This is a genomic window from Algoriphagus resistens, from assembly GCF_001442615.1.
In the GTDB taxonomy this organism is placed as follows: domain Bacteria; phylum Bacteroidota; class Bacteroidia; order Cytophagales; family Cyclobacteriaceae; genus Algoriphagus; species Algoriphagus resistens.
Window position 1 is genome coordinate 102,047 of the sequence record NZ_LMXN01000001.1, and the last position, 19,563, is coordinate 121,609.

A 19,563-nucleotide genomic window follows, 5' to 3' on the forward strand; every position below is an offset into this window, starting at 1 on the left:
CTTTAAAAAACAGTTTTTTAAAGATCAACTACCCGTCAGTCTCGCCACCATTATTCCTGATTGGGATTTGTTTCCTGCCAGATACTCACTGAGCGGTTTCTCTGAGATTTCAACTTCCATATTTTTAGAGCTGGCATGAAGCAAATGTATTTTTCCGTTTTTTTCAATTGCAAATCCCGTATGTACAATATCGAGATTGTCCATAGAGGTAGTGATGGCGATGAGGTCGCCGGATTGAATGTTGTTTTCCAATTTGCTTATCTCAGACTTGGGGATGTAGAAATAGTTCCTTTCTTGGATGACGGATTCTGTGGCTTTAATTTTTTCAAGATTGAAAGGATCAGCCAGTTGAGCATAGAATTTTGGGTTTTCCGACATGAAAGAAGGAACATTTGGATAAGGTGATCCTCCGATTTGCTGGGTGATATCAGTTAGAATCCCCTTTTGTTGATTTTGATAGATCCAATCCGAAAAATAATGAAGGCGGGAAGAATAGCCTTGATTCATTCCGTTTCTATAGCGCAGGTGTGCTAGTTCCTTTTCAAAGGCTTCAAAAGTAAATTCACCTTTCTTTGCCAGCCTGACCAATGTAACCACAGTTTCCAGGTAAGTGGTGCAATCCAGTCCGTTTAAATTGATTACCAGTTTTTCCGCTCCCGGTAGTTCCAGTGTTTTTTCTACGTATGGAGTGTTTAGGAATTTCTTTCCGATTAAAATTACTAACTCATTTGTAGAATTTTTGCTAAAATCTGTCTCAGAAAATTGAGCAAGCATTTCTTCCAGCTTTTGTCGGCTTTCCAAGGAGCAGACAGTTTGGGCTTTGGAGAGGAATGGGATAAGCAGGAAAAGACCTAATCCTATAATCTTGTACATGAAGAGTAGTATAAATGATCTGCTAAATAGAAATATAGAAAGCGTAGAAACTAAATAACTCCCAAATAAACAGAATCTGAAGGTTTTCTTTTTCTGGTTCGGCGATTTTCTTGACTGAATGCCAAATAGGCATGCCAATCTCCTTCAAGAGTCCAAAGGAGTGCTCGAGCAGGTGCTCTCCCTTATATTTCTGTAGCTAGCCACCCCTTTTCATACAGATGCTCTTTGAGTTGGGTTATGGATTATCAAATATGCTTCGTCCAATGCTTGTACACTGGACGTTCCGGAATTGTCTTTACAGGTAAACCTTAGCGTATGCCAGGATATCATTAAATTGACCATTCATTGATAGTTCTATTCACACAGTATTTGCGTAGAGCTAGGCGGGAAGCTTGAGACCTTTGGGATAGTTGTCTGTCCGAAGGAATAGTCTTCCCGGATGAGAGTGAATAAGCGCTGATTGCTCGCTTAAGTATTTAGCTTTGTCTGTAGCGTTTTCGCTTTACTTCCGTTCTAGAAGAAATAGAAAACAAAACCAACGGTTATCTTTGCAGTTGAAATCTCCTCTCTCGGCCTTTTGCAAGTAGGTTGCTTGAGAGGTTTCTCTAGCTTTGTCTATTCTCATTTTCCAAAAAAACGCATCAGCGAACTACCTATATCAATCCTGATTCCACATTGCTCCTTATGTCCATCAAGAAGAGTGTTTCCATCATAATTCCCAACTACAATGGAGTTTCCCTTCTTGAAAAATACCTCCCTGATACGCTAAAGGCAATCCGATATGCTGAAGTCCCTTTTGAGATAATTGTTGTGGATGATTACTCCTCTGATGGTTCGGTGGGCTTCCTGAGAGCTAACTATCCAGAGGTGAAGCTGCTTGTGAATGATTCCAACCGCGGATTTTCTTACACCTGCAACCAAGGAATTCAGTTCGCTAAGATGGATTTGGTCTTACTGTTGAATTCAGATGTTTCTCTTACCGAGAAATATTTCTCCAAGCTTTGGCGTTATTTTGAGGATCAGGACGCGTTTGGAGTGATGTCAAGAATTATGAATAAGGATATGGAAATTGAGGATGCTGCGCGATTTCTTGCTTTTAGCGGAATGAAATTCAAAACAACCCATTTTTTCTATTGCAATGATCCAGTTAAAAAGACCCCGACAGCCTATCTTTCAGGAGCAAATGCACTGATTTGCAGAGAAAAGTTGCTGGAGCTAGGAGGTTTCGATGAAGTGTTTTCTCCTTTTTATTGCGAGGATGTAGATCTAAGCTTCAGAGCGTGGAGGCTGGGGTGGAAATGCTACTATGAACATGAAGCAATCTGCTATCATGAAGTGTCTACTACCACACGTAAGGTGAAGTCCAGAAAAGCACTCCAAGTGGCCGTGTACAAAAATAAATTTACCCTTCATGCAATTCATCTTGATGGGATGTCGCTAGGACTTTGGTATGTTCAACTTATTTTTATAGAAGTATTTTTACGTGTGTTGATAGGGAAATTTTGGATTCTGGACGCTATCAGGGAGTTCTACAAAAACAAGGAGCAAATCCAGCTTTCCAAGGAAAAATTAAGAGAACAAATGGTTAAAAGAAATTCCACTTCTAGCCTCCATGATGTGAAAAAAACATTTTTTGATCCAGTCCGTACTTGGGATATTAGTTTTGTCCGATAATTAATTAAATATAAACCAACTAGTTACATTGCTGTAATACATTGATGAAGACTTATTTCAGGTTATTGGCATTTGCCAGGCCCATAGAAAAATTTGCCATTCCCTATCTGCTTTTTACGGTGTTGGGAGTTATTTTCAATACGCTCAACCTGGCGCTTTTGGCGCCTTTACTGAGTACGCTGTTCAATACTGAGGAAGGTGCTGAAACTGCCGTTGTTAAGCCTGAGAATTGGACAGATGTATTTGGCTATCTCAATTATTACGCGTTACAGGCAAATGAGCAGTATGGACCACTGGGAGCCTTGAAGCTGGTATGTGGGGTCATAATCTTATCAGTTCTACTGGGTAATCTCTTTCGGTATCTTTCCGAAAGAGTAATGGAAAACATGCGGATTCACACCTTGCTTAATTTGAGAAAGCGGGTGTTTGATAATGTCATGAACCTTCATGTGGGCTATTTTAGCAATCAGCGTAAAGGGGACATTATTTCCAAGATTTCATCCGATGTACAAGTGGTTCAATTTTCGGTGACAGCTACGCTTCAGGTGATTTTCAAAGAACCCTTACAGCTAATCGCCTATATATTTATGCTGTTTGCCATTTCTTATAAATTGACCGTATTCTCCTTATTGGTAATTCCTATTTCTGCATTTTTCATTGCAAAAATCGTGAAACGGCTTAAAGCCCAAGCTACCCAGGCGCAGCACCTTTATGGGGTGATGATCAGTTACCTGGACGAAGCGCTTTCTGGCATTAAGATCATCAAAGCATTCAATGCTACTGAGCTGATCAAAGATAAGTTTCATAATGAAAATGTGAAATATTCCCAGCTAGGAAAGAGGATGGCCAAAAGGCAACAACTGAGTTCCCCAGTATCGGAATTTCTTGGTGTGACTATGGTGACCGGAATTGTGCTATATGGAGGTTCTCTGATCATCAACAACCAATCGGAGCTTTCACCTTCTGACTTCATTGCTTATATCGCGTTATTCAGCCAGGTAATGCGCCCTGCCAAAGCGCTTACCAACTCCTTTAGTTCAATACATTCAGGACTGGCAGCTGGTGAACGGGTTTTGGAATTGATTGATGAAAACCCTGAGATCAAAGACGTTCCAAATGCTAGAGAATTGGTTGATTTCAAGGAAAATATTGAAATCAAGGACCTTTCTTTTTCCTATCCGGGCAGACCGGTGCTAAAAAATATAAACCTGATCATCCCGAAGGGGAAGACTGTTGCACTGGTAGGGCCCTCAGGTGGAGGAAAATCTACTTTGATGGACTTGCTACCCCGTTTTATCGAGCCTCAGCACGGAACTATCAGCATCGATGGCTTCGATATCAGGAAGGTGACCATGGATTCACTCCGTGGGATGATGGGGCTGGTGAATCAGGACTCTATACTATTCAATGATACCATTTATAATAACATAGCCTTTGGGAATCCTGCCGCAAGAGCGGAAGAGGTGGAAGCGGCAGCCAAAATTGCCAATGCGCATGAATTTATTCTAGAGACGGAGAATGGCTATCAGTCCAATATGGGTGATAGGGGTCTCAAGCTTTCCGGCGGCCAAAAACAACGGATTTGTATTGCCCGTGCCGTCTTGAAGAATCCACCGATTATGCTCTTGGATGAGGCCACCTCGGCCTTAGATACAGAGTCAGAGAAGCTGGTTCAAGAAGCACTCAATAATCTGATGAAAAACAGAACTTCTTTGGTCATCGCCCATAGACTGAGCACTATCCAGAATGCGGATATAATCATCGTGCTGGAAGGCGGTAAAATCATCGAGCAGGGTAATCACCAGGAACTGCTCGCCAGAGAGGGTCTTTACCATAGATTGGTTCATATGCAGCAATTTTCTGAAGTAAGCGAATAAGAAAGTATGAACAATCAAATTAAGCCCATAGCGCTGTATTTGCCACAATTTCATGCTATTGCGGAAAATGATAAATGGTGGGGGAAGGGATTCACAGAATGGACAAATGTAAGGAAAGCCACTCCGGGATTTGAAAATCATTACCAGCCTCATGTACCTCTAAATGAGGATTATTATACATTGGATGATGTGGAAGTAATGAGAAAGCAGGCTCTTTTGGCTCAATCGCATGGGATTTATGGGTTTTGCTTTTACCACTATTGGTTTAATGGAAAACTCCTATTGGAGAAGCCTATACATCAATGGATGGAAGCTACGGATATTGACTTTCCATTTTGTCTCTCTTGGGCGAATGAAAATTGGACAAGAAGATGGGACGGCAAGGATAAAGAACAATTGATTGCCCAGCAATACGACTTAGAGGATGATAGGAAGCATATTCAGTATTTGATTCAATTCTTCAAAGACGAGCGGTATATCAAAGTGGGGAACAAACCTGTGTTTCTGATGTATCGCTCAGAATCTCATCCTTACATCAAAAAAGCGACATCTATATGGAGGGAAGAGGTGATCAAAGCAGGATTTGATGGGCTGTATCTGATCAGAATGGAGAATTTTGAGCAAGGTATAGATCCTGCTTTACATGGTTTTGATGCGGGGATGGAGTTTGCGCCGGAACGGGCTTCTTCGGGAGGAAAAATTCTCAAGGATAATAAGTCCGCTTATTTATTTCACAAAACTCTACATACTTTGGGGGTAAAACCTGATAAACGCTATGAAAATGGCATTTATGATTATGGGCGATTGATTCATGGGATGAGTACAAAAGAAACTCCTCCTTACACATATTTCAGATGTTGTTGTCCCGGATGGGACAATTCCGCCCGAAGGAAACAGAACGCAATCATTTATATAAATTCCGATCCTGAAAAATTCCAACAATGGTTTGAATTCACTAAGGAGTGGACTGAGGATAATCTTCCTGAAGAACTTCAATTCGTGTTTATCAACGCCTGGAATGAGTGGGCAGAAGGCTGTCATCTGGAACCTGACAACAGGTGGAATTATGAATACCTTTTAGCTGTAAAAAACACCCTCGGCAAATAAAACAGGTTGGCTTTACGTAATCTTGATTATGAAATCGAGCATGTCGAAGGATACACCACTGGGAAGATTATATGAATGCGATATTCCAAATAGCCTTTGACAGACAAGTTATAATTCTATGAATAAAGTTTCAATTATAATCCCTGTCTTTAACTATGCTTTTGTGCTTAAGGAGACACTGAGTAATCTTCTGGAGCAAACTCATCAAAACTGGGAGGCGATCATCGTTGATGATGGCTCTACGGATGATTCCGGTGAAGTTGTAGCAGAATTTGTCTCCCGGGATCAGAGATTTAGATATTTTCATCAAGAGAATAAAGGAGTTTCTTCCGCCCGAAATCTCGGTATTGAGCAAGCTACAGGAGATTTTTATCAGTTTTTGGACGGAGATGACTTGCTGAGCCCGGCTAAGTTTGAGCTACAGTTGCAGCAGTTTGCCTCTGATCCGCAATTGGATATAAGTTACACAGATTGCTTCTACTTTTTGCACAAGGATCCCACGGAGTTGCAACCCGATATAGAAATGGAAGGCCGGGAGTGGATGCATAAGATTCAAGGAAGAGGTTACGATATGGTTTGGTCTTTGATAGATCAGAATATTACGGTAATAAGTAGTCCGCTTCTTAAAGCCTCAGTACTTAAATCTGGGATACGCTTCAGGGAGGGCGGAGCATATTTGGAAGATTGGGAATTCTGGTTGAAACTTGCTTTTGCTGATTATTCATTTCACTACCTCAGGCATGCAGACGCATTTACCTCCATCAGATTGCATAACAGGAGCGTAACAAATAAACATCAGAAAGCTATGAAGGAGGAGGTACTTACCTTAAGGACCAAGATGGATGAATTTGTTTTGCAGTCGCATTTCAACCCGGAAGAGAAACAAAATTTAATAGCCTTCAACAGGAAGCTGTACAAGGGGAACTATAAGAGGCTTATATACCATGTTGGTTTGTGGGATTTCAAAGAACTCAAAAGGCTGAAAGAGCAATTGAGCACAGGAGAATTCTGGAAGTACTACCTCAAGTCAATAAATCATCAAAGAAAGGAATTGTTTAAATCATGGATAAAACGATTGAGATAGATATTATTATTTTAAGCTATGCAAAGGATGACAAGTTGAAGAGGGTGACCGAGAAAGGACTCGAAACTCTTTTGGCTTCTGAACCTCAGGACACCATCAAGTTTCATGTGGTGGTATTAGAATCGAATGCCGCAATAAAGCCCTATAATTATCCGAATGTTCGCACGGTATTTCCTAAAAAGAAATTCGGCTATCATAGGTACATGAACATGGGAATAGAGATGACCTCTAGTTCATTTGTCTGTATTTGTAATAATGATCTCTTGTTCAGTCCGGGTTGGGCGTCGGAGATTTTGAAGGTATTTAGAGATGATCCCAGCTTGAGCAGCGTGTCTCCCGCGTGTTCTATACACCATCCTGAGCAGGGAATTTCTATTAGAAACGGTGTTAAATATGGCTACGAAGTACGTGCAGAACTGGTGGGATGGTGCTTGTTTTTCAAACGTGACATGCTCAAGGTGACGGGGAAGCTGGATCCGAAGTTTAAATTTTGGTATGCGGACAATGACTACAGCATGATGCTTCAAAAACATGGCTTGAAGCATGCCTTGGTGACAGATGCTATCGTGGATCATCTGGAGAGTCAAACACTCAATACCGAAGATGAAAAAAACAGGAAAAGACTTACTGCCCGCGAGCGTTTCTATTATGAATATAAGTGGGAGGGAAGAAGTTATTTTTCTTACCTAAATAGATTGCGAAAGTTTAAATAATATGGTTATTCGCAATGATGTCGGTTAAATTATGAATAAAGTTTCTATAATTATTCCTGTATTCAATTACGGATTTGTACTTGAGAATACACTGGGCAATCTTTTGATTCAAACTCATGAGAACTGGGAAGCGATCATTGTGGACGATGGCTCTACGGATAATTCTCGTGAAATTGTAGCTGAATTTATCGCCAAAGATCGGAGATTTAGGTATTTCTATCAAGAAAACAAGGGAGTGTCTTCTGCTCGAAATCTTGGTATTAACCAGGCGACGGGGGATTTTTATCAGTTTTTGGACGGTGATGACTTACTTAGTCCAGCTAAGTTAGAGGTACAATTACAGCATTTTGAGTCTAATCCACAGCTGGATATCAGTTATACTGATAGCTTCTATTTCTTTCACGATAATCCCACGGTTCTACAGCCCGACAGAGAAATGGAGGGGCTGGAGTGGATGCTGAAGCTTCAGGGAAGAGGATACGAAACAGTTTGGTCATTGATAGATCGGAATATCGCGGTGATAAGCAGTCCGCTTCTCAAAGCTTCTTTGCTGCAATCCGGAATACGATTCAGGGACGGGGGAGCTTTCTTGGAAGATTGGGAGTTTTGGCTGAAACTTGCTTTCGCTGGTTTTTCCTTTCACTACCTCAAGCATGAAGATGCATTTACTTCGATCAGATTGCATAACAGGAGCGTTTCAAATAAGCATTTTAAATCTATGGAGGAAGAAGTTCTTACCTTAAGAACCAAGATAGACGGGTTTATTATGAAGTCTCATTTCAATCCGGAAGAACGTCAAAAATTAGTAGCTTTCAACAGGGATCTTTTTAGGGGGAATTTTAAAAGGCTTATCTATCATGTAGGGCTGCTGGAGTTTGAAAAGCTCAAACGTCTGAAGGAACATTTGAGCACTGCTGAGTTTTTGAAGTACTACGCCAAGTCAATAAATCATCATAGAAAGGAATTATTTAAATCATTGATAAAACGGTTTGGGTAGGAGTTGACTCTTTAAACTTTGCGAAGGATGCCGATCTTAATTGATAGGGTAGATTTAAATAGTTTACTTCTATAAAGGATAATATGAATGAGGAAAAACTAATTTCTATAATTATACCGTGCTATAATTTTGGAAGATTTCTGCCGGAGACAATTGCGAATCTGAAAGCCCAGGTCTATCAAAATTGGGAGGCAATTTTAGTGGATGACGGGTCCACTGATAATACACGACAAGTAGTAGATGAGCTTACTGTTGAGGATAAAAGATTCATATATTATCCGATTAAAAATACAGGGAATGCAGGGGCAAGAAATATTGGGCTTTCGCTGGCAAAAGGGGATTATATACAATTTTTAGATGCAGATGATTTGTTGAGCTCCAGAAAACTCTCTCTTCAGGCAACTGCACTTGCTACTATGCCGGATAATGCCATCTCTTATACCCGGAATATTTACTTTGAGCATGGAGATCCTGACAGGGAATATCCTGATTTTGTTAAAAAAGGGGCAAAGTGGATGCCTGAAGTAAACAATGGAGGCTTGGAAGTAATGAGGCTCCTAGTTGAGAAGAATTTCGCCGTCATTAGCAGTCCCTTGTTTTACCGAAAATTCATTGAACAGCGTGAGATTAGATTTCCGGAGTTTTTGGACAATAAAGTGGACTGGTATTTCTGGCTTGATTGTGTTTTGAAAGGGGCCACACTTCATTTTTTGGATCATGCTGAGGCTTACACCAAGATAAGGTTACATAATAAAAGTATCACTGCAGATAACGATACCATGAGGTTTGGAGAAATTATTTGCAGGAGTAAAATACCCCAATTGATCAAAAAAGCCCCAATTCCTTTAGACGCTAAATCAAAATTATTGTCTTTGAATAAGTACTTGCGAAAAGAACGCCTAAAAGACATCGTCTATGGTGTATCCCTTGTCGATATCAATTTATTCAATCAACTCAGAAAAAACCTTGGTATTGGAACGGCTATACATTGGTATTGCAAAAATCTGAATTTTTTAAGGAAGAGCTTCTCAAAAAAGTAGTTCAGAACTTCATAATGTTTTCCTGCTTTTGCCAAAAATTCCTTAAATGCGAGCTAGGGTTTGATTGATGTTGAGCGGTTGCCCCATTTTTATCCCGCCATTCTTAGGTGCCTTTTCCTTCCCATAGGGACATCCGACAATCACTGCTACATAAGTTTGGGTGCAGCCAACAACTTTGGGTTGTAGACGATACTACAATAGAAAGCAAAGATTTGGGATAAATCAGGGGAGGTGTTAAATATCCCTTGGATTTCAAAATTCTTTCCGGATTATAAAGTAGTAAGATAGAGCTAAGGTCTTTGCCCATATAGACCAATTGCTAACTGGCCAATACGGGCCTTCTTGCTAAGGATGGCTCCAATACTTCCTCGTAGATTTCCATAAGCTGCCTGGAAATAATACTTTGATCGAACCGCCTGATATTTCGATAACCCTTTTCGATGAGATTCTCCCGGTTGTTTGGATCTGAAAGCATTTCAATATTCTGAATCAATCCGTCGATGTCATCGGGTTTGCCGTAAAGGGCACCATTTCCTCCTGCTTCACGAAAACATGACCCCGTACTCGTGATAACCGGAACGCCCATTCGCTGAGCCTCTATGATAGGAATTCCGAATCCTTCAAAATAGGATGGATAAATAAATACATGAGCCATCTTGTAGATTGCAGGAAGATCTTCAAAAGATACATTGTGCAAGAAAATAACTTTGCTCTCTAAATTATGCTCAGCAATGTATTTTTTCAGAAGGGGAAGGTACGCTGTTGGCCGCCCTATTACTACCAGCGGATACTCCCAATCTTTACGTTCTTTCAAGGCTTGAAGAATCAACTGGACGTTTTTTCGCTTATCTATTGTGCTGACAAAAAGTAAATAGTGGTCAGGGATGTTATACTTTTGCTTTACAACAAGGCTTTTTTCATAGCTCACATCCTGATGGAAAATTTCATGCACACCCTGATAGACAACCTTGATTTTTGACGGGTCTATCTGGAAATAGGAAATTAGGTCTTCTTTTGTTTGTTCGCTCACCGCGATTACCTGATCTGCAGCCATACATGAGCGTGACATTTTCAGTTTGTAGATCTGTACATCTATTGGGTTGAACAGCTCTGGGTACCTACAAAAAAGTAGGTCATGCACCGTAACTACGTATTTGGTGGATTTATTTTTAAAAAGTGGGATTTCATTGCTAAGGCCATGAAATATGTCTAACTGACTTTCACAATGTTTAGCCCCCTGAAAAATACTTCTCCAAATACCTGAGGCAACGGGGAGTTTCCACAGATCGTTAGGAGTTATGGTTTTCTGATTAGAATTGTTGCATGCCTGGGATATCTCCATGGCTTCTCTACGGACTTCAGGGGTATATAAGAGGTAGTCGTTGGTTGGGAAATTTTGGCTCAATGACTTTAAAATAAACCTGCTATAATTGCCAAGTCCTGTAAAATTTTTGAATGCACGTTTTGCATCAAATCCGATTCTCATATAGGTGGTTGGTTTAGTCTTCAAGTATCTTAACGATGGTTTGGGCTATAACGCTACAGGAATACTGCCACAAATGAAAAAAAGCGTTCTACCCCAAGTAGATCCTGATTATTCAAGAAACTCTTCTTTATCAATTCACCAATGTTTGGGAAAAAGCATTTGATACATCTTTACGTATTCCTTGCCGAATAAAAACTAAGGTATATCGAAATGTGTAAGTTTACAAATTTTGTATGTTTAATACCCTTACAAAAAAACATTAAATTGTGTTTTTGTCATTTTATTTTGGATATAATTGGCACTTCTCCTAAAATTTTTTACGCTGATATAGGAACAATTTCTTTTGCCGGTCCTTGTCACCCAAGGTTTTATGGAGTTTCCTAATTCCTTGTTCTATAAGGTGAAAAAATCAGGCAGGTCCCGGGACACGATTGATTTGTTCAAGGCTCTGGGAACAAGTTGACCTATAGTTCCCCGGTGAAAACCCGAAGCGATTCTTTTGCAGTTTCTGACCGTTTTAATGAAGTAGCAGCGAATGCCCAGGATCAGAATATGATTTGTTGAAGACTTTTAAGCTGATGCTGATTCAAAGCCAATCGCCGAGCTCAGTAAATAATGGCTGACTTACGATAGGTACCTAAAAACTGATAAATTCTCCCTTTTCCTTGACGGTCTGATTGCCCCATTGAGTAATAGCTTCCAAAATAGGCGCTAAAGTTTTGCCAAAATCTGTCAGGCTGTAAACAACTTTTACAGGTGGTTTTTTGCCATAGACTTTTCTTGCTACTAAACCGTCATTTTCTAATTTTTTCAACTGTAAACTCAACGTCATTTCTGTAATTGTTGGCATCTCCTTACGAAGTTCGTTGTACCGCTTAGCTTCGTCTTTCAAATGGTAAAGTATTACTGCTTTCCATTTTCCGCCCACCAAATCCATAGTAAGACTGACCGTACAGGGATAGTTTTTCCCATTTAGTTTCACATAATCACCAATACATTCTGTTTTCATTTTGCTGTTTTTTTAACCTATCTGTTTAGATAGTTATTGCAAATGTAGATTGCTAAAAATAGTTTTGCAACTATAATAATTATAGTCCAAGTTTTAAAAATGAGGAAAGATGAAAATATTTATTGTTCTCGCGCATCCTGAGGAAAAGAGTTTTAATGCAGCATTGTTTCACACTGCAATCAATGCTCTGGCAGGAGCTGGCCACGAAGTGAAAACAACGAATTTGTATATAAGTAATTTTCAGCCGGTAAGCGATAAAAGAAATTTTACACACCTGAAAAATGCGGATTATTTCAAGCAACAAGAAGAGGAAAAATATGCCTTACGACAAAATGCATTTTCGCCCGATATTTTATCAGAACAGGAAAAGGTACAATGGTGCGATGTAATGATATGGCAATTTCCGTTGTACTGGTTTTCAGTACCTGCTATTTTAAAAGGCTGGATAGACAAGGTGTTTACTATGGGTAAATTCTACGATAATGGAAAAATTTATGACAATGGATTTTCGGTTGGAAAAAAAGCCCTTCTTTCAGTAACAACGGGTGGCCCCCAGAAAAATTACGTGGCTGACAACTATGGAAGCATAAGCTCAATTCTATTTCCTATACATCGGGGAATACTGGAGTTTCTTGGTTTTTCGGTACTTCAACCGAAAATAATTTATTCTGTAGAACGGCTTGATGACAAAGAAAGAAAAATGATACTTGATCATTGGGCAGAAAGATTAATGAATATTGACAAAGAATAAGGGTATGGTTTTGGGGTGCATATACTAAAAAGGATTTTGAAGTGGCTACAGAACCTGAAGCCTGTGATTCAAACAGGACTGCCGTATCACCAATTTTGTCTCCAGGCTTTTAACTTCCAATCCAATGTCGGGATTATTGATTTTATTTAGCAAGTATATTGCCCCTATCGCACCCATTTCAAATGGCTGCTGGTTCACAGTGCTCAAGGTAGGATGTATAAAGGAAGAAATAGGTTCATCCGCATAGCCGATCACTGATAATTTTTCCGGGATCGGGATTTTAAGTTCGCTTGCTACCTTGTATATCTCAAATGCCAGGTAATCACTGTAGGCAAATGCCCCATCCACCTGGAAATTAGTCATACAAAACCTGATTTTTTCCACCAGATCTTTGCCGCCGCTTTCCAGGATCAGTTCCTCTTTTAATTCGATTTTATGCTTTCGAAGCGCCTCTTTATAGCCCATAAAGCGGTTGAAGGTTGTGGATAGATTTTCCGGTCCTTTTATATGGAGGAGGTTCTTACAACCAGTCTGGCATAAGTAATCTACCGCAGAAAAAGCCCCATTGAAATCGTCAGAAACGACATAAGGAGTATCTATTTCCTCCGTAAATCTATCCACCAGTACCAGTGGAGTTCCGCTGTCCATCACCTCCTGCAGATGTTCAAACTTGTCATTCATTTTGGAGATGGTCGCGAGCATCCCATCAACCCGGGCATCCAAAAGTGTGTGTGTGGACTTGATTTCCTGCATCTGATGTTCATTGGAGGTGCAGATCAGCAACTGGTATCCAGCCTGTGAGGTGACACTTTCAATTCCCGCGAGTAAGCAGCTGTAAAAATGATGGGTAAATTCCGGAATGATCAGGCCTATGGTATGCGTACGGTTTTCCAGAAGACTTTTTGCAATAGGGTTGGGCCTGTAACCCAGTTCTTTGGCCAGGGAAATAATCTCAAGCCGTTTTTTCTCGCTTACCTTACCTCCTCCATTCAACGCCCGTGATACAGTGGAGGGTGTCACATGGAGTGCATTGGCAATATCAGTGATGCTTATTCTTTTCTTTTTCATTCTGGGTGGCTTGTTAGGCCTAATTTAGAATAAATGAACGAAAGCTGGTGGATTTTAGACCTGAGTTTGAATTAGCAGGTCAAACGTTTGACCAATATACTTTTAGCCAGATTTGTGATATTGGCTAATTGTTCTGGGAAAATGGTTTTATGCCATATAAAATCCCGAGCATTTAGGTGCTTGAAGCATTTTCAAATATGGAATTAGGACAAATCGGCATAGACGTACCTTCGATGATTATAGGGACAAGTTCCCTGGGCAATCTCTACGAAGCTAAGCCTTATGGACAAAAGCTAGAATTGGTTTTGGCGGCGCTGGAATGCTTTCCCAATGGGATAGTTTTTGATTCGGCGGGAAAATACGGGGCTGGATTGGCGTTGGAAACGTTAGGACAAGCACTCTATGATTTGCAAGTTCCAAAAGACAAGGTGCTGATAAGCAATAAAATTGGGTGGAAGCGTGCGCCTTTGAAAGATATAGAGCCAACTTTTGAAAGAGATGTCTGGAAAGAACTTGCCTATGATGCGGTTCAGGATATCAGTTACCAAGGGATGTTAACTTGTTTTGAAGAAGGAAATAAATTACTCAAAGGCTACCAGACTCAGTTGGTGTCCATCCATGATCCCGATGAGTATCTGGATCAGGCTGTGTCTCCAAAAGATTATGAAAGAAGATTCTCAGATATTCTGGAAGGCTATGCAGCATTGGAAGAACTAAAGCAAGCCGGCAAAGTGAAAGCTATAGGTGTGGGATCTAAGAACTGGAAAGTTATCCAGAAAATCTATCAGCATTATCCGCTCGACTGGGTGATGATTGCCAACAGTATGACAATCTACGATCATCCGGAGGAGCTGTTTAACTTTATGAAGCTATTGGAAAAAGAGGGGGTAGGAATAGTGAATTCAGCGGTTTTTCACTCGGGATTCTTGGTAGGCGGAGAATGTTTCGACTATCAAAAGATGAAGAAAACCGATTCGGATTATCAGAAAAGGCATCTATGGAGAACTCAGTACTTTGCCCTTTGTGAGGCATTTGCCATCGATCCGGCTCATGGCTGTATCCAATTTGCCATGCAATTGCCAGGGGTCAATTCTCTGGCGCTGAATTCCACTTCCACACGTAGGGTACAGGCAAATGCAATGTTTTGCGAAACTCCCATTCCTGATTCGTTTTGGGATGCCTGTAAGGAACAAGGATTGATTGCCGGGTATTTATCAGAATTTAAATTGAATAAGACAGAATGAAAATTTTAAGCTGCGTCTCTCCTGGCGAATTTAGCTTTATAGAAGGGGGATTACCGCAGATTTCCGGTGGAAGAGCTATTGTCAAGATTAAAAAAATCGGCATCTGCGGTACGGATCTGCACGCATTTGAAGGCACTCAGCCCTTTTTCTCATACCCGAGGATATTGGGTCATGAATTGGCAGGGGAAGTGATGGAAATCGAAGAAAATAAAGAAATATCCAAGGGGGACTGGGTGACTGTGATTCCTTATTTCAGTTGTAACGTCTGCGTGGCCTGTAGAAATGGCAAGCCTAATTGTTGTCAGAAAATCAGTGTATTCGGAGTGCATGAAGACGGAGGCATGCAGGAATTTGTCTCCTTGCCAATAGCTTCTTTGGTGAAAAGAGCAGGACTCAGCCTGGAGCAACTTGCCTTGGCCGAGCCATTTGCCATAGGTGCCCATGGAGTGCGCCGGGCAGCAGTGAAGTCGGGTCAGTTTGTGCTTGTAATCGGTGCTGGACCGATTGGACTGGGAGTGATGGAGTTTGCGCGTATAGCCGGAGCAACTGTACTAGCGATGGATATCAACGAGAAGCGACTGGAGTTTTGCCGGGAAGTTTGGAACATTCCACATGTGGTGAAAGCAGGAAATTCTGCCTATGGGCTAATTGAGGAGATCACAAACGGGGATTTCTGTGATGCCGTGATTGATGCTACAGGTAGCTTGACTGCAATCAACCAGGGATTTCAATACATTGCTCATGGAGGATCCTACGTGCTTGTAGGCTTACAGAAAGGAGAGATAGCTTTTTCCCACCCTGAATTTCATAAGCGTGAGGCGACTTTGATGAGTAGCAGGAATGCCACCAGAGAAGACTTTGATCAAGTGTTGGATACTATGGCTTCCGGGCAGTTGCCACTAGAAAAATACATCACCCATCGGGTACAGTTTGATCAGGTAAAAGAGGATTTCCAGTCCTGGCTCAATCCGGAAACCGGGGTGATTAAGGCTTTGGTGGAAATGTGAATTGAACAAAAAGCCATTGGAGGCTAAGCGACTAATGAAAAATGATTATTGAGTCCAATTGAGTCTAAAAAAGAAAACTTTAACAAACCCAAAAATGCCTGATTATCAAAATTCTTTAAGAAGTTTATTTGCCCTTCTTTTTATTACTTTTTCCTTTCCGATAAAAGCACAGGAAAGCTCGCCGCTGACGCTCTGGTACCAGCAGCCAGCAGGAGATGTATGGACAGATGCTTTGCCGATAGGCAATGGACGGCTGGGCGCCATGATCTATGGAAACGTGGAAAATGAGCTGATCCAGCTCAATGAGCATACCGTTTGGTCTGGAGGTCCCAATAGGAATGATAACCCGGATGCCTTGGCTGCTTTACCTGAAATCCGACGCTTGATTTTCGAGGGAAAGCAAAAAGAAGCTGAGGAGCTGGCCGCTAAAACTATCCAGAGCAAGAAGTCTCATGGTCAGAAGTTTCAGCCTGTTGGCGATCTGAATATTAAATTTGATGGGCACGATGTATATACGGATTATCGCCGGGAGCTAAATATAGAGCGGGCTGTTTCCAAAGTCAGTTATGAAATAGACGGTGTTACCTTTACCCGGAAAGCCATCGCTTCCTTTGCGGACAATGTGATCGCAGTTCATTTGGCTGCAAGTGAGCCAGGTAAAATATCTTTTACAGCATCCATGTCAACTCCGCAGCCCAATGCAATGATTGGAATAAATCCGGCAAATGAACTGACTATCTCAGGAACCACGACAGACCATGAAGGGGTAAAAGGGCAGGTGAAATTCTATAGTCTCACCAAAATCAAAAATCAGGGAGGTAAGCTTACTGCTACAGATACCTCCCTTACGATAAAAAATGCCGACGAAGCCACCATATATATTTCCATTGCGAGCAATTTCAATAATTACCTGAATCTCAATGGTGATGAAAATGCCAGGGCAGAGGCTTACATGGCAAAAGCAGCGACCAAATCTTTTGAAGATCTGCTGAATACAAATGTGGCGGATTATCAAAACTATTTCAATCGTGTAAGCTTGAATCTGGGTGAGACAGATGCTTCCCTGCTACCGACAGATGAGCGCTTAAAAAACTTTAGGACAGGGAATGACCCTCAGTTGGTCACGCTTTATTATCAGTACGGAAGGTATTTGTTGATTTCTTCTTCCCAGCCTGGAGGACAGCCCGCAAATCTGCAGGGGATTTGGAACAAAGAGATGTCGCCCCCATGGGATAGCAAATACACCATCAACATTAATGCGCAGATGAATTACTGGCCAGCGGAGAAAACCAATCTGGCTGAATTGCATGAACCTTTCCTCAAAATGGTCTCCGAGATGGCCGAGGCGGGAGAAGAAACAGCAAGAGTGATGTATGGAGCCCGAGGTTGGATGGCTCATCACAATACGGACATCTGGAGAATTACCGGCCCTGTGGACGCGATTTTCTGGGGAATCTGGAGTGGAGGTGGGGCCTGGACCAGCCAGCATCTTTGGGAGCACTTCCAATATAGTGGAGATATGGATTATCTTAAGTCAATCTATCCCATTCTGAAAGGCGCGGCGATGTTCTATGTGGATTTTCTGGTGGAACATCCCGATAGGCCCTGGCTTGTTGTCAATCCGGGAACTTCACCTGAAAATGCTCCTGCAGCACATGAAGGTTCTTCCTTGGATGCGGGCACCACCATGGACAATCAATTGGTGTTTGACGCTTTTAGTGCGGTTATCCAGGCTTCAGAGATGTTAGAAAAAGATCGGGCTTTTGCAGATTCGCTTAGAGCCATGCGGGATCGGTTGCCCCCAATGCAAATCGGGAAACATGGACAACTGCAGGAATGGCTGGATGATATTGACGATCCCAATGACCATCACCGACATATTTCCCATCTGTATGGACTGTTCCCTTCCAATCAGATTTCTCCTTTGCGCACCCCCGAACTCTATTCTGCAGCTAAAAATACCCTTATACAGCGTGGGGATGTGTCCACAGGCTGGAGCATGGGATGGAAAGTGAATTGGTGGGCTAGGATGCTGGATGGGAACCATGCCTATAAACTCATCCAAAATCAGCTATCGCCGGTGGGGACCAATCAGGGAGGCGGAGGTTCCTATAACAACCTTTTTGATGCACATCCGCCTTTCCAGATTGACGGCAACTTTGGCTGCACTTCAGGGATTACCGAGATGCTGGTGCAAAGTGCCAATGGAGAAATTCATCTATTGCCGGCTCTACCAGAGGTTTGGCAAAATGGAAGCATTGCGGGAATTAGAGCTAAAGGAGGGTTTGAAGTAGTGGAATTGAAGTGGAACGAAGGGAAGATTGAGAAAGCGGTGATCAAATCCACTATCGGAGGAAACCTACGACTGAGGGTTCCAAACACTTTGAGTTTGGAAAATGGAGTTGCACTGAAGCATGCAAACGGCGAAAACCCGAACACTTTCTATCAGGTACCAGTTACTGCCGATCCAATTGTGGCCATAGAAGCTGAGATGATACCTGTGGACCTAAGCGATATGGAGCTATATGATGTACAAACTACTGCAGGAGAGGTAATCACGTTGGTAGCAGGGAAATGAGTTTGACATTATGTCAATTTCTAGCATAGACCGAAAATATAGAAGTAGTAAGTAGAAGCACATTTAAAACTGATCTATTATGGAACCCATTGAAAATTTTATTCTATCAAGGTTTAGTATGAGGCAGTTTTTCGGACTGGTGGCTTTAGGATTGTCCTTGATTTTGACAGTGAATCTTCCTGCCCAGACCAATCCTGTGAATAAAGTTCTAATTGTAGATGGATTCAGTAATCATGACTGGAAGCAGACTACTAAAGTGGTCAAATGGATTTTGGAAGGAAGCGGGAGGTTTGAGGTGGAGGTTTCCACGGTGCCAGCTGACAGTATTCAGAGACAGGAGTGGAATCCGGATTTTGAATCCTACGCAGTAGTCATTCAGAACACAAATAATATTCATGATCTAAAGTTAACCTGGCCTGAACCTGCACAGAAGGGGCTGGAAGACTACCTGAGGCAAGGTGGAGGTTTGTATATTCTTCACTCTGCCAATAATGCATTTCCAAATTGGAAGGAATACGACAAGATGATTGGATTGGGTTGGCGCTCAGCAGATGCAGGTATAGCGTTGGAAATAGACGGTCAAAAACAGCTGAAAAAATATCCTCGGGGAGAAGGGAAGGGGACAAGTCATGGTGATCGTTTTGATGCACTCATACAAATACTAAATCCTCACCCCATTAATGAGGGGTATCCTAAATCATGGAAAACGGTGAATACAGAAGTTTACAGTTTTCCCCGTGGTACCATGGAGAATTTGACTGTACTGTCTTATGCTTTTGATAGCACAGACACCAAGAAGATGTGGCCTGTGGAATGGGTGGTCAGGTACGGGGAAGGGAATGTATATAATTCAAGTATGGGACATCTTTGGAGAGGAGAGACCTACCCACCTGCCTATAGATGTGCGGGATTTCAGACTACTGTGATTCGGGCTACAGAATGGTTGGCTAGCGGAAAGGTAACTTACCCAGTGCCTGATGATTTTCCAACACGTGATAAATCCAGTCTCCGCCCACAGGAAATGTTGGGTACAAATGAACATGAATGATTCCTTT

At 41.6% G+C, this 19,563-nt stretch carries 16 protein-coding genes; 12 read left to right on the plus strand and 4 right to left on the minus strand.

Features of this window, described 5'->3' with window-relative positions; translation table 11 throughout:
* Positions 1-24 precede the first annotated feature (24 nt).
* The gene (locus AS141_RS00335) at positions 25-873 is read right to left on the minus strand and encodes an N-acetylmuramoyl-L-alanine amidase-like domain-containing protein (RefSeq protein ID WP_057935633.1); all 849 of its coding nucleotides are present in this window, start codon (positions 871-873) and stop codon (positions 25-27) included.
* Between the two features lie 684 nt (positions 874-1,557).
* Between AS141_RS00335 and AS141_RS00340 the strand changes: the two genes are divergently transcribed.
* The 7 genes from AS141_RS00340 to AS141_RS00370 all read left to right on the plus strand — a co-directional run bounded on the left by AS141_RS00340 (position 1,558) and on the right by AS141_RS00370 (position 9,365).
* Positions 1,558-2,547 (plus strand): glycosyltransferase family 2 protein, encoded by a 990-nt coding sequence (locus AS141_RS00340; protein WP_057935634.1) that lies wholly within the window; start codon positions 1,558-1,560, stop codon positions 2,545-2,547.
* A 44-nt stretch (positions 2,548-2,591) separates the two neighbouring features.
* Positions 2,592-4,424, plus strand: a complete 1,833-nt coding sequence (locus AS141_RS00345) for an ABC transporter ATP-binding protein (RefSeq protein WP_057935635.1) — start codon at positions 2,592-2,594, stop codon at positions 4,422-4,424.
* Positions 4,425-4,430: 6 nt separating this feature from the next.
* The gene (locus tag AS141_RS00350; protein WP_057935636.1) at positions 4,431-5,531 is read left to right on the plus strand and encodes a glycosyltransferase WbsX family protein; all 1,101 of its coding nucleotides are present in this window, start codon (positions 4,431-4,433) and stop codon (positions 5,529-5,531) included.
* A 118-nt stretch (positions 5,532-5,649) separates the two neighbouring features.
* Positions 5,650-6,615 (plus strand): glycosyltransferase family 2 protein, encoded by a 966-nt coding sequence (locus AS141_RS00355; protein ID WP_057935637.1) that lies wholly within the window; start codon positions 5,650-5,652, stop codon positions 6,613-6,615.
* On the plus strand, positions 6,594-7,328 hold the full coding sequence (locus AS141_RS00360) for a glycosyltransferase family 2 protein (RefSeq protein WP_057935638.1): 735 nt from the start codon (positions 6,594-6,596) through the stop codon (positions 7,326-7,328). The genes AS141_RS00355 and AS141_RS00360 overlap by 22 nt, the downstream gene beginning before the upstream one ends.
* Before the next feature lie 31 nt (positions 7,329-7,359).
* A complete protein-coding gene (locus AS141_RS00365) occupies positions 7,360-8,325 on the plus strand; it encodes a glycosyltransferase family 2 protein (RefSeq protein ID WP_057935639.1) in 966 nt (321 codons plus the stop codon).
* Positions 8,326-8,408: 83 nt separating this feature from the next.
* On the plus strand, positions 8,409-9,365 hold the full coding sequence (locus tag AS141_RS00370) for a glycosyltransferase family 2 protein (protein ID WP_057935640.1): 957 nt from the start codon (positions 8,409-8,411) through the stop codon (positions 9,363-9,365).
* A 319-nt stretch (positions 9,366-9,684) separates the two neighbouring features.
* Here AS141_RS00370 and AS141_RS00375 read toward each other — a convergent pair whose 3' ends face one another.
* Complete coding sequence (locus tag AS141_RS00375; RefSeq protein ID WP_057935641.1) at positions 9,685-10,851, minus strand: glycosyltransferase family 4 protein; 1,167 nt, start codon at positions 10,849-10,851, stop codon at positions 9,685-9,687.
* 637 nt (positions 10,852-11,488) lie between these two features.
* Positions 11,489-11,860 (minus strand): winged helix-turn-helix transcriptional regulator, encoded by a 372-nt coding sequence (locus AS141_RS00380; protein ID WP_057935642.1) that lies wholly within the window; start codon positions 11,858-11,860, stop codon positions 11,489-11,491.
* A gap of 109 nt (positions 11,861-11,969) precedes the next feature.
* Between AS141_RS00380 and AS141_RS00385 the strand changes: the two genes are divergently transcribed.
* Complete coding sequence (locus AS141_RS00385; RefSeq protein WP_057935643.1) at positions 11,970-12,611, plus strand: NAD(P)H-dependent oxidoreductase; 642 nt, start codon at positions 11,970-11,972, stop codon at positions 12,609-12,611.
* Positions 12,612-12,656: 45 nt separating this feature from the next.
* Here the strand turns inward: AS141_RS00385 and AS141_RS00390 are convergent, their stop codons facing one another.
* On the minus strand, positions 12,657-13,679 hold the full coding sequence (locus AS141_RS00390) for a LacI family DNA-binding transcriptional regulator (RefSeq protein ID WP_057935644.1): 1,023 nt from the start codon (positions 13,677-13,679) through the stop codon (positions 12,657-12,659).
* Positions 13,680-13,876: 197 nt separating this feature from the next.
* Here AS141_RS00390 and AS141_RS00395 point away from each other — a divergent pair, with 197 nt between their 5' ends.
* The 4 genes from AS141_RS00395 to AS141_RS00410 all read left to right on the plus strand — a co-directional run bounded on the left by AS141_RS00395 (position 13,877) and on the right by AS141_RS00410 (position 19,556).
* On the plus strand, positions 13,877-14,923 hold the full coding sequence (locus tag AS141_RS00395; RefSeq protein WP_057935645.1) for an aldo/keto reductase: 1,047 nt from the start codon (positions 13,877-13,879) through the stop codon (positions 14,921-14,923).
* The gene (locus AS141_RS00400; protein WP_057935646.1) at positions 14,920-15,930 is read left to right on the plus strand and encodes a zinc-binding alcohol dehydrogenase family protein; all 1,011 of its coding nucleotides are present in this window, start codon (positions 14,920-14,922) and stop codon (positions 15,928-15,930) included. Before AS141_RS00395 ends, AS141_RS00400 begins: the two co-directional genes overlap by 4 nt.
* A 94-nt stretch (positions 15,931-16,024) precedes the next feature.
* Positions 16,025-18,508: a glycoside hydrolase family 95 protein gene (locus tag AS141_RS00405; RefSeq protein WP_057935647.1), complete on the plus strand. Its 2,484-nt coding sequence runs from the start codon at positions 16,025-16,027 to the stop codon at positions 18,506-18,508.
* A gap of 79 nt (positions 18,509-18,587) precedes the next feature.
* Positions 18,588-19,556 carry a ThuA domain-containing protein gene (locus AS141_RS00410; protein WP_082632111.1) on the plus strand — a complete coding sequence of 323 codons (969 nt, stop codon included), beginning with the start codon at positions 18,588-18,590 and terminating at the stop codon, positions 19,554-19,556.
* Positions 19,557-19,563 lie beyond the last annotated feature (7 nt).

Coding starts and splice junctions, on each gene's coding strand:
- AS141_RS00335 (WP_057935633.1), bottom strand. CDS start 873: ATGTACAAGATTATAGGATTAGGTCTTTTCCTGCTTATCCCATTCCTC.
- AS141_RS00340 (WP_057935634.1), top strand. CDS start 1,558: ATGTCCATCAAGAAGAGTGTTTCCATCATAATTCCCAACTACAATGGA.
- AS141_RS00345 (WP_057935635.1), top strand. CDS start 2,592: ATGAAGACTTATTTCAGGTTATTGGCATTTGCCAGGCCCATAGAAAAA.
- AS141_RS00350 (WP_057935636.1), top strand. CDS start 4,431: ATGAACAATCAAATTAAGCCCATAGCGCTGTATTTGCCACAATTTCAT.
- AS141_RS00355 (WP_057935637.1), top strand. CDS start 5,650: ATGAATAAAGTTTCAATTATAATCCCTGTCTTTAACTATGCTTTTGTG.
- AS141_RS00360 (WP_057935638.1), top strand. CDS start 6,594: ATGGATAAAACGATTGAGATAGATATTATTATTTTAAGCTATGCAAAG.
- AS141_RS00365 (WP_057935639.1), top strand. CDS start 7,360: ATGAATAAAGTTTCTATAATTATTCCTGTATTCAATTACGGATTTGTA.
- AS141_RS00370 (WP_057935640.1), top strand. CDS start 8,409: ATGAATGAGGAAAAACTAATTTCTATAATTATACCGTGCTATAATTTT.
- AS141_RS00375 (WP_057935641.1), bottom strand. CDS start 10,851: ATGAGAATCGGATTTGATGCAAAACGTGCATTCAAAAATTTTACAGGA.
- AS141_RS00380 (WP_057935642.1), bottom strand. CDS start 11,860: ATGAAAACAGAATGTATTGGTGATTATGTGAAACTAAATGGGAAAAAC.
- AS141_RS00385 (WP_057935643.1), top strand. CDS start 11,970: ATGAAAATATTTATTGTTCTCGCGCATCCTGAGGAAAAGAGTTTTAAT.
- AS141_RS00390 (WP_057935644.1), bottom strand. CDS start 13,679: ATGAAAAAGAAAAGAATAAGCATCACTGATATTGCCAATGCACTCCAT.
- AS141_RS00395 (WP_057935645.1), top strand. CDS start 13,877: ATGGAATTAGGACAAATCGGCATAGACGTACCTTCGATGATTATAGGG.
- AS141_RS00400 (WP_057935646.1), top strand. CDS start 14,920: ATGAAAATTTTAAGCTGCGTCTCTCCTGGCGAATTTAGCTTTATAGAA.
- AS141_RS00405 (WP_057935647.1), top strand. CDS start 16,025: ATGCCTGATTATCAAAATTCTTTAAGAAGTTTATTTGCCCTTCTTTTT.
- AS141_RS00410 (WP_082632111.1), top strand. CDS start 18,588: ATGGAACCCATTGAAAATTTTATTCTATCAAGGTTTAGTATGAGGCAG.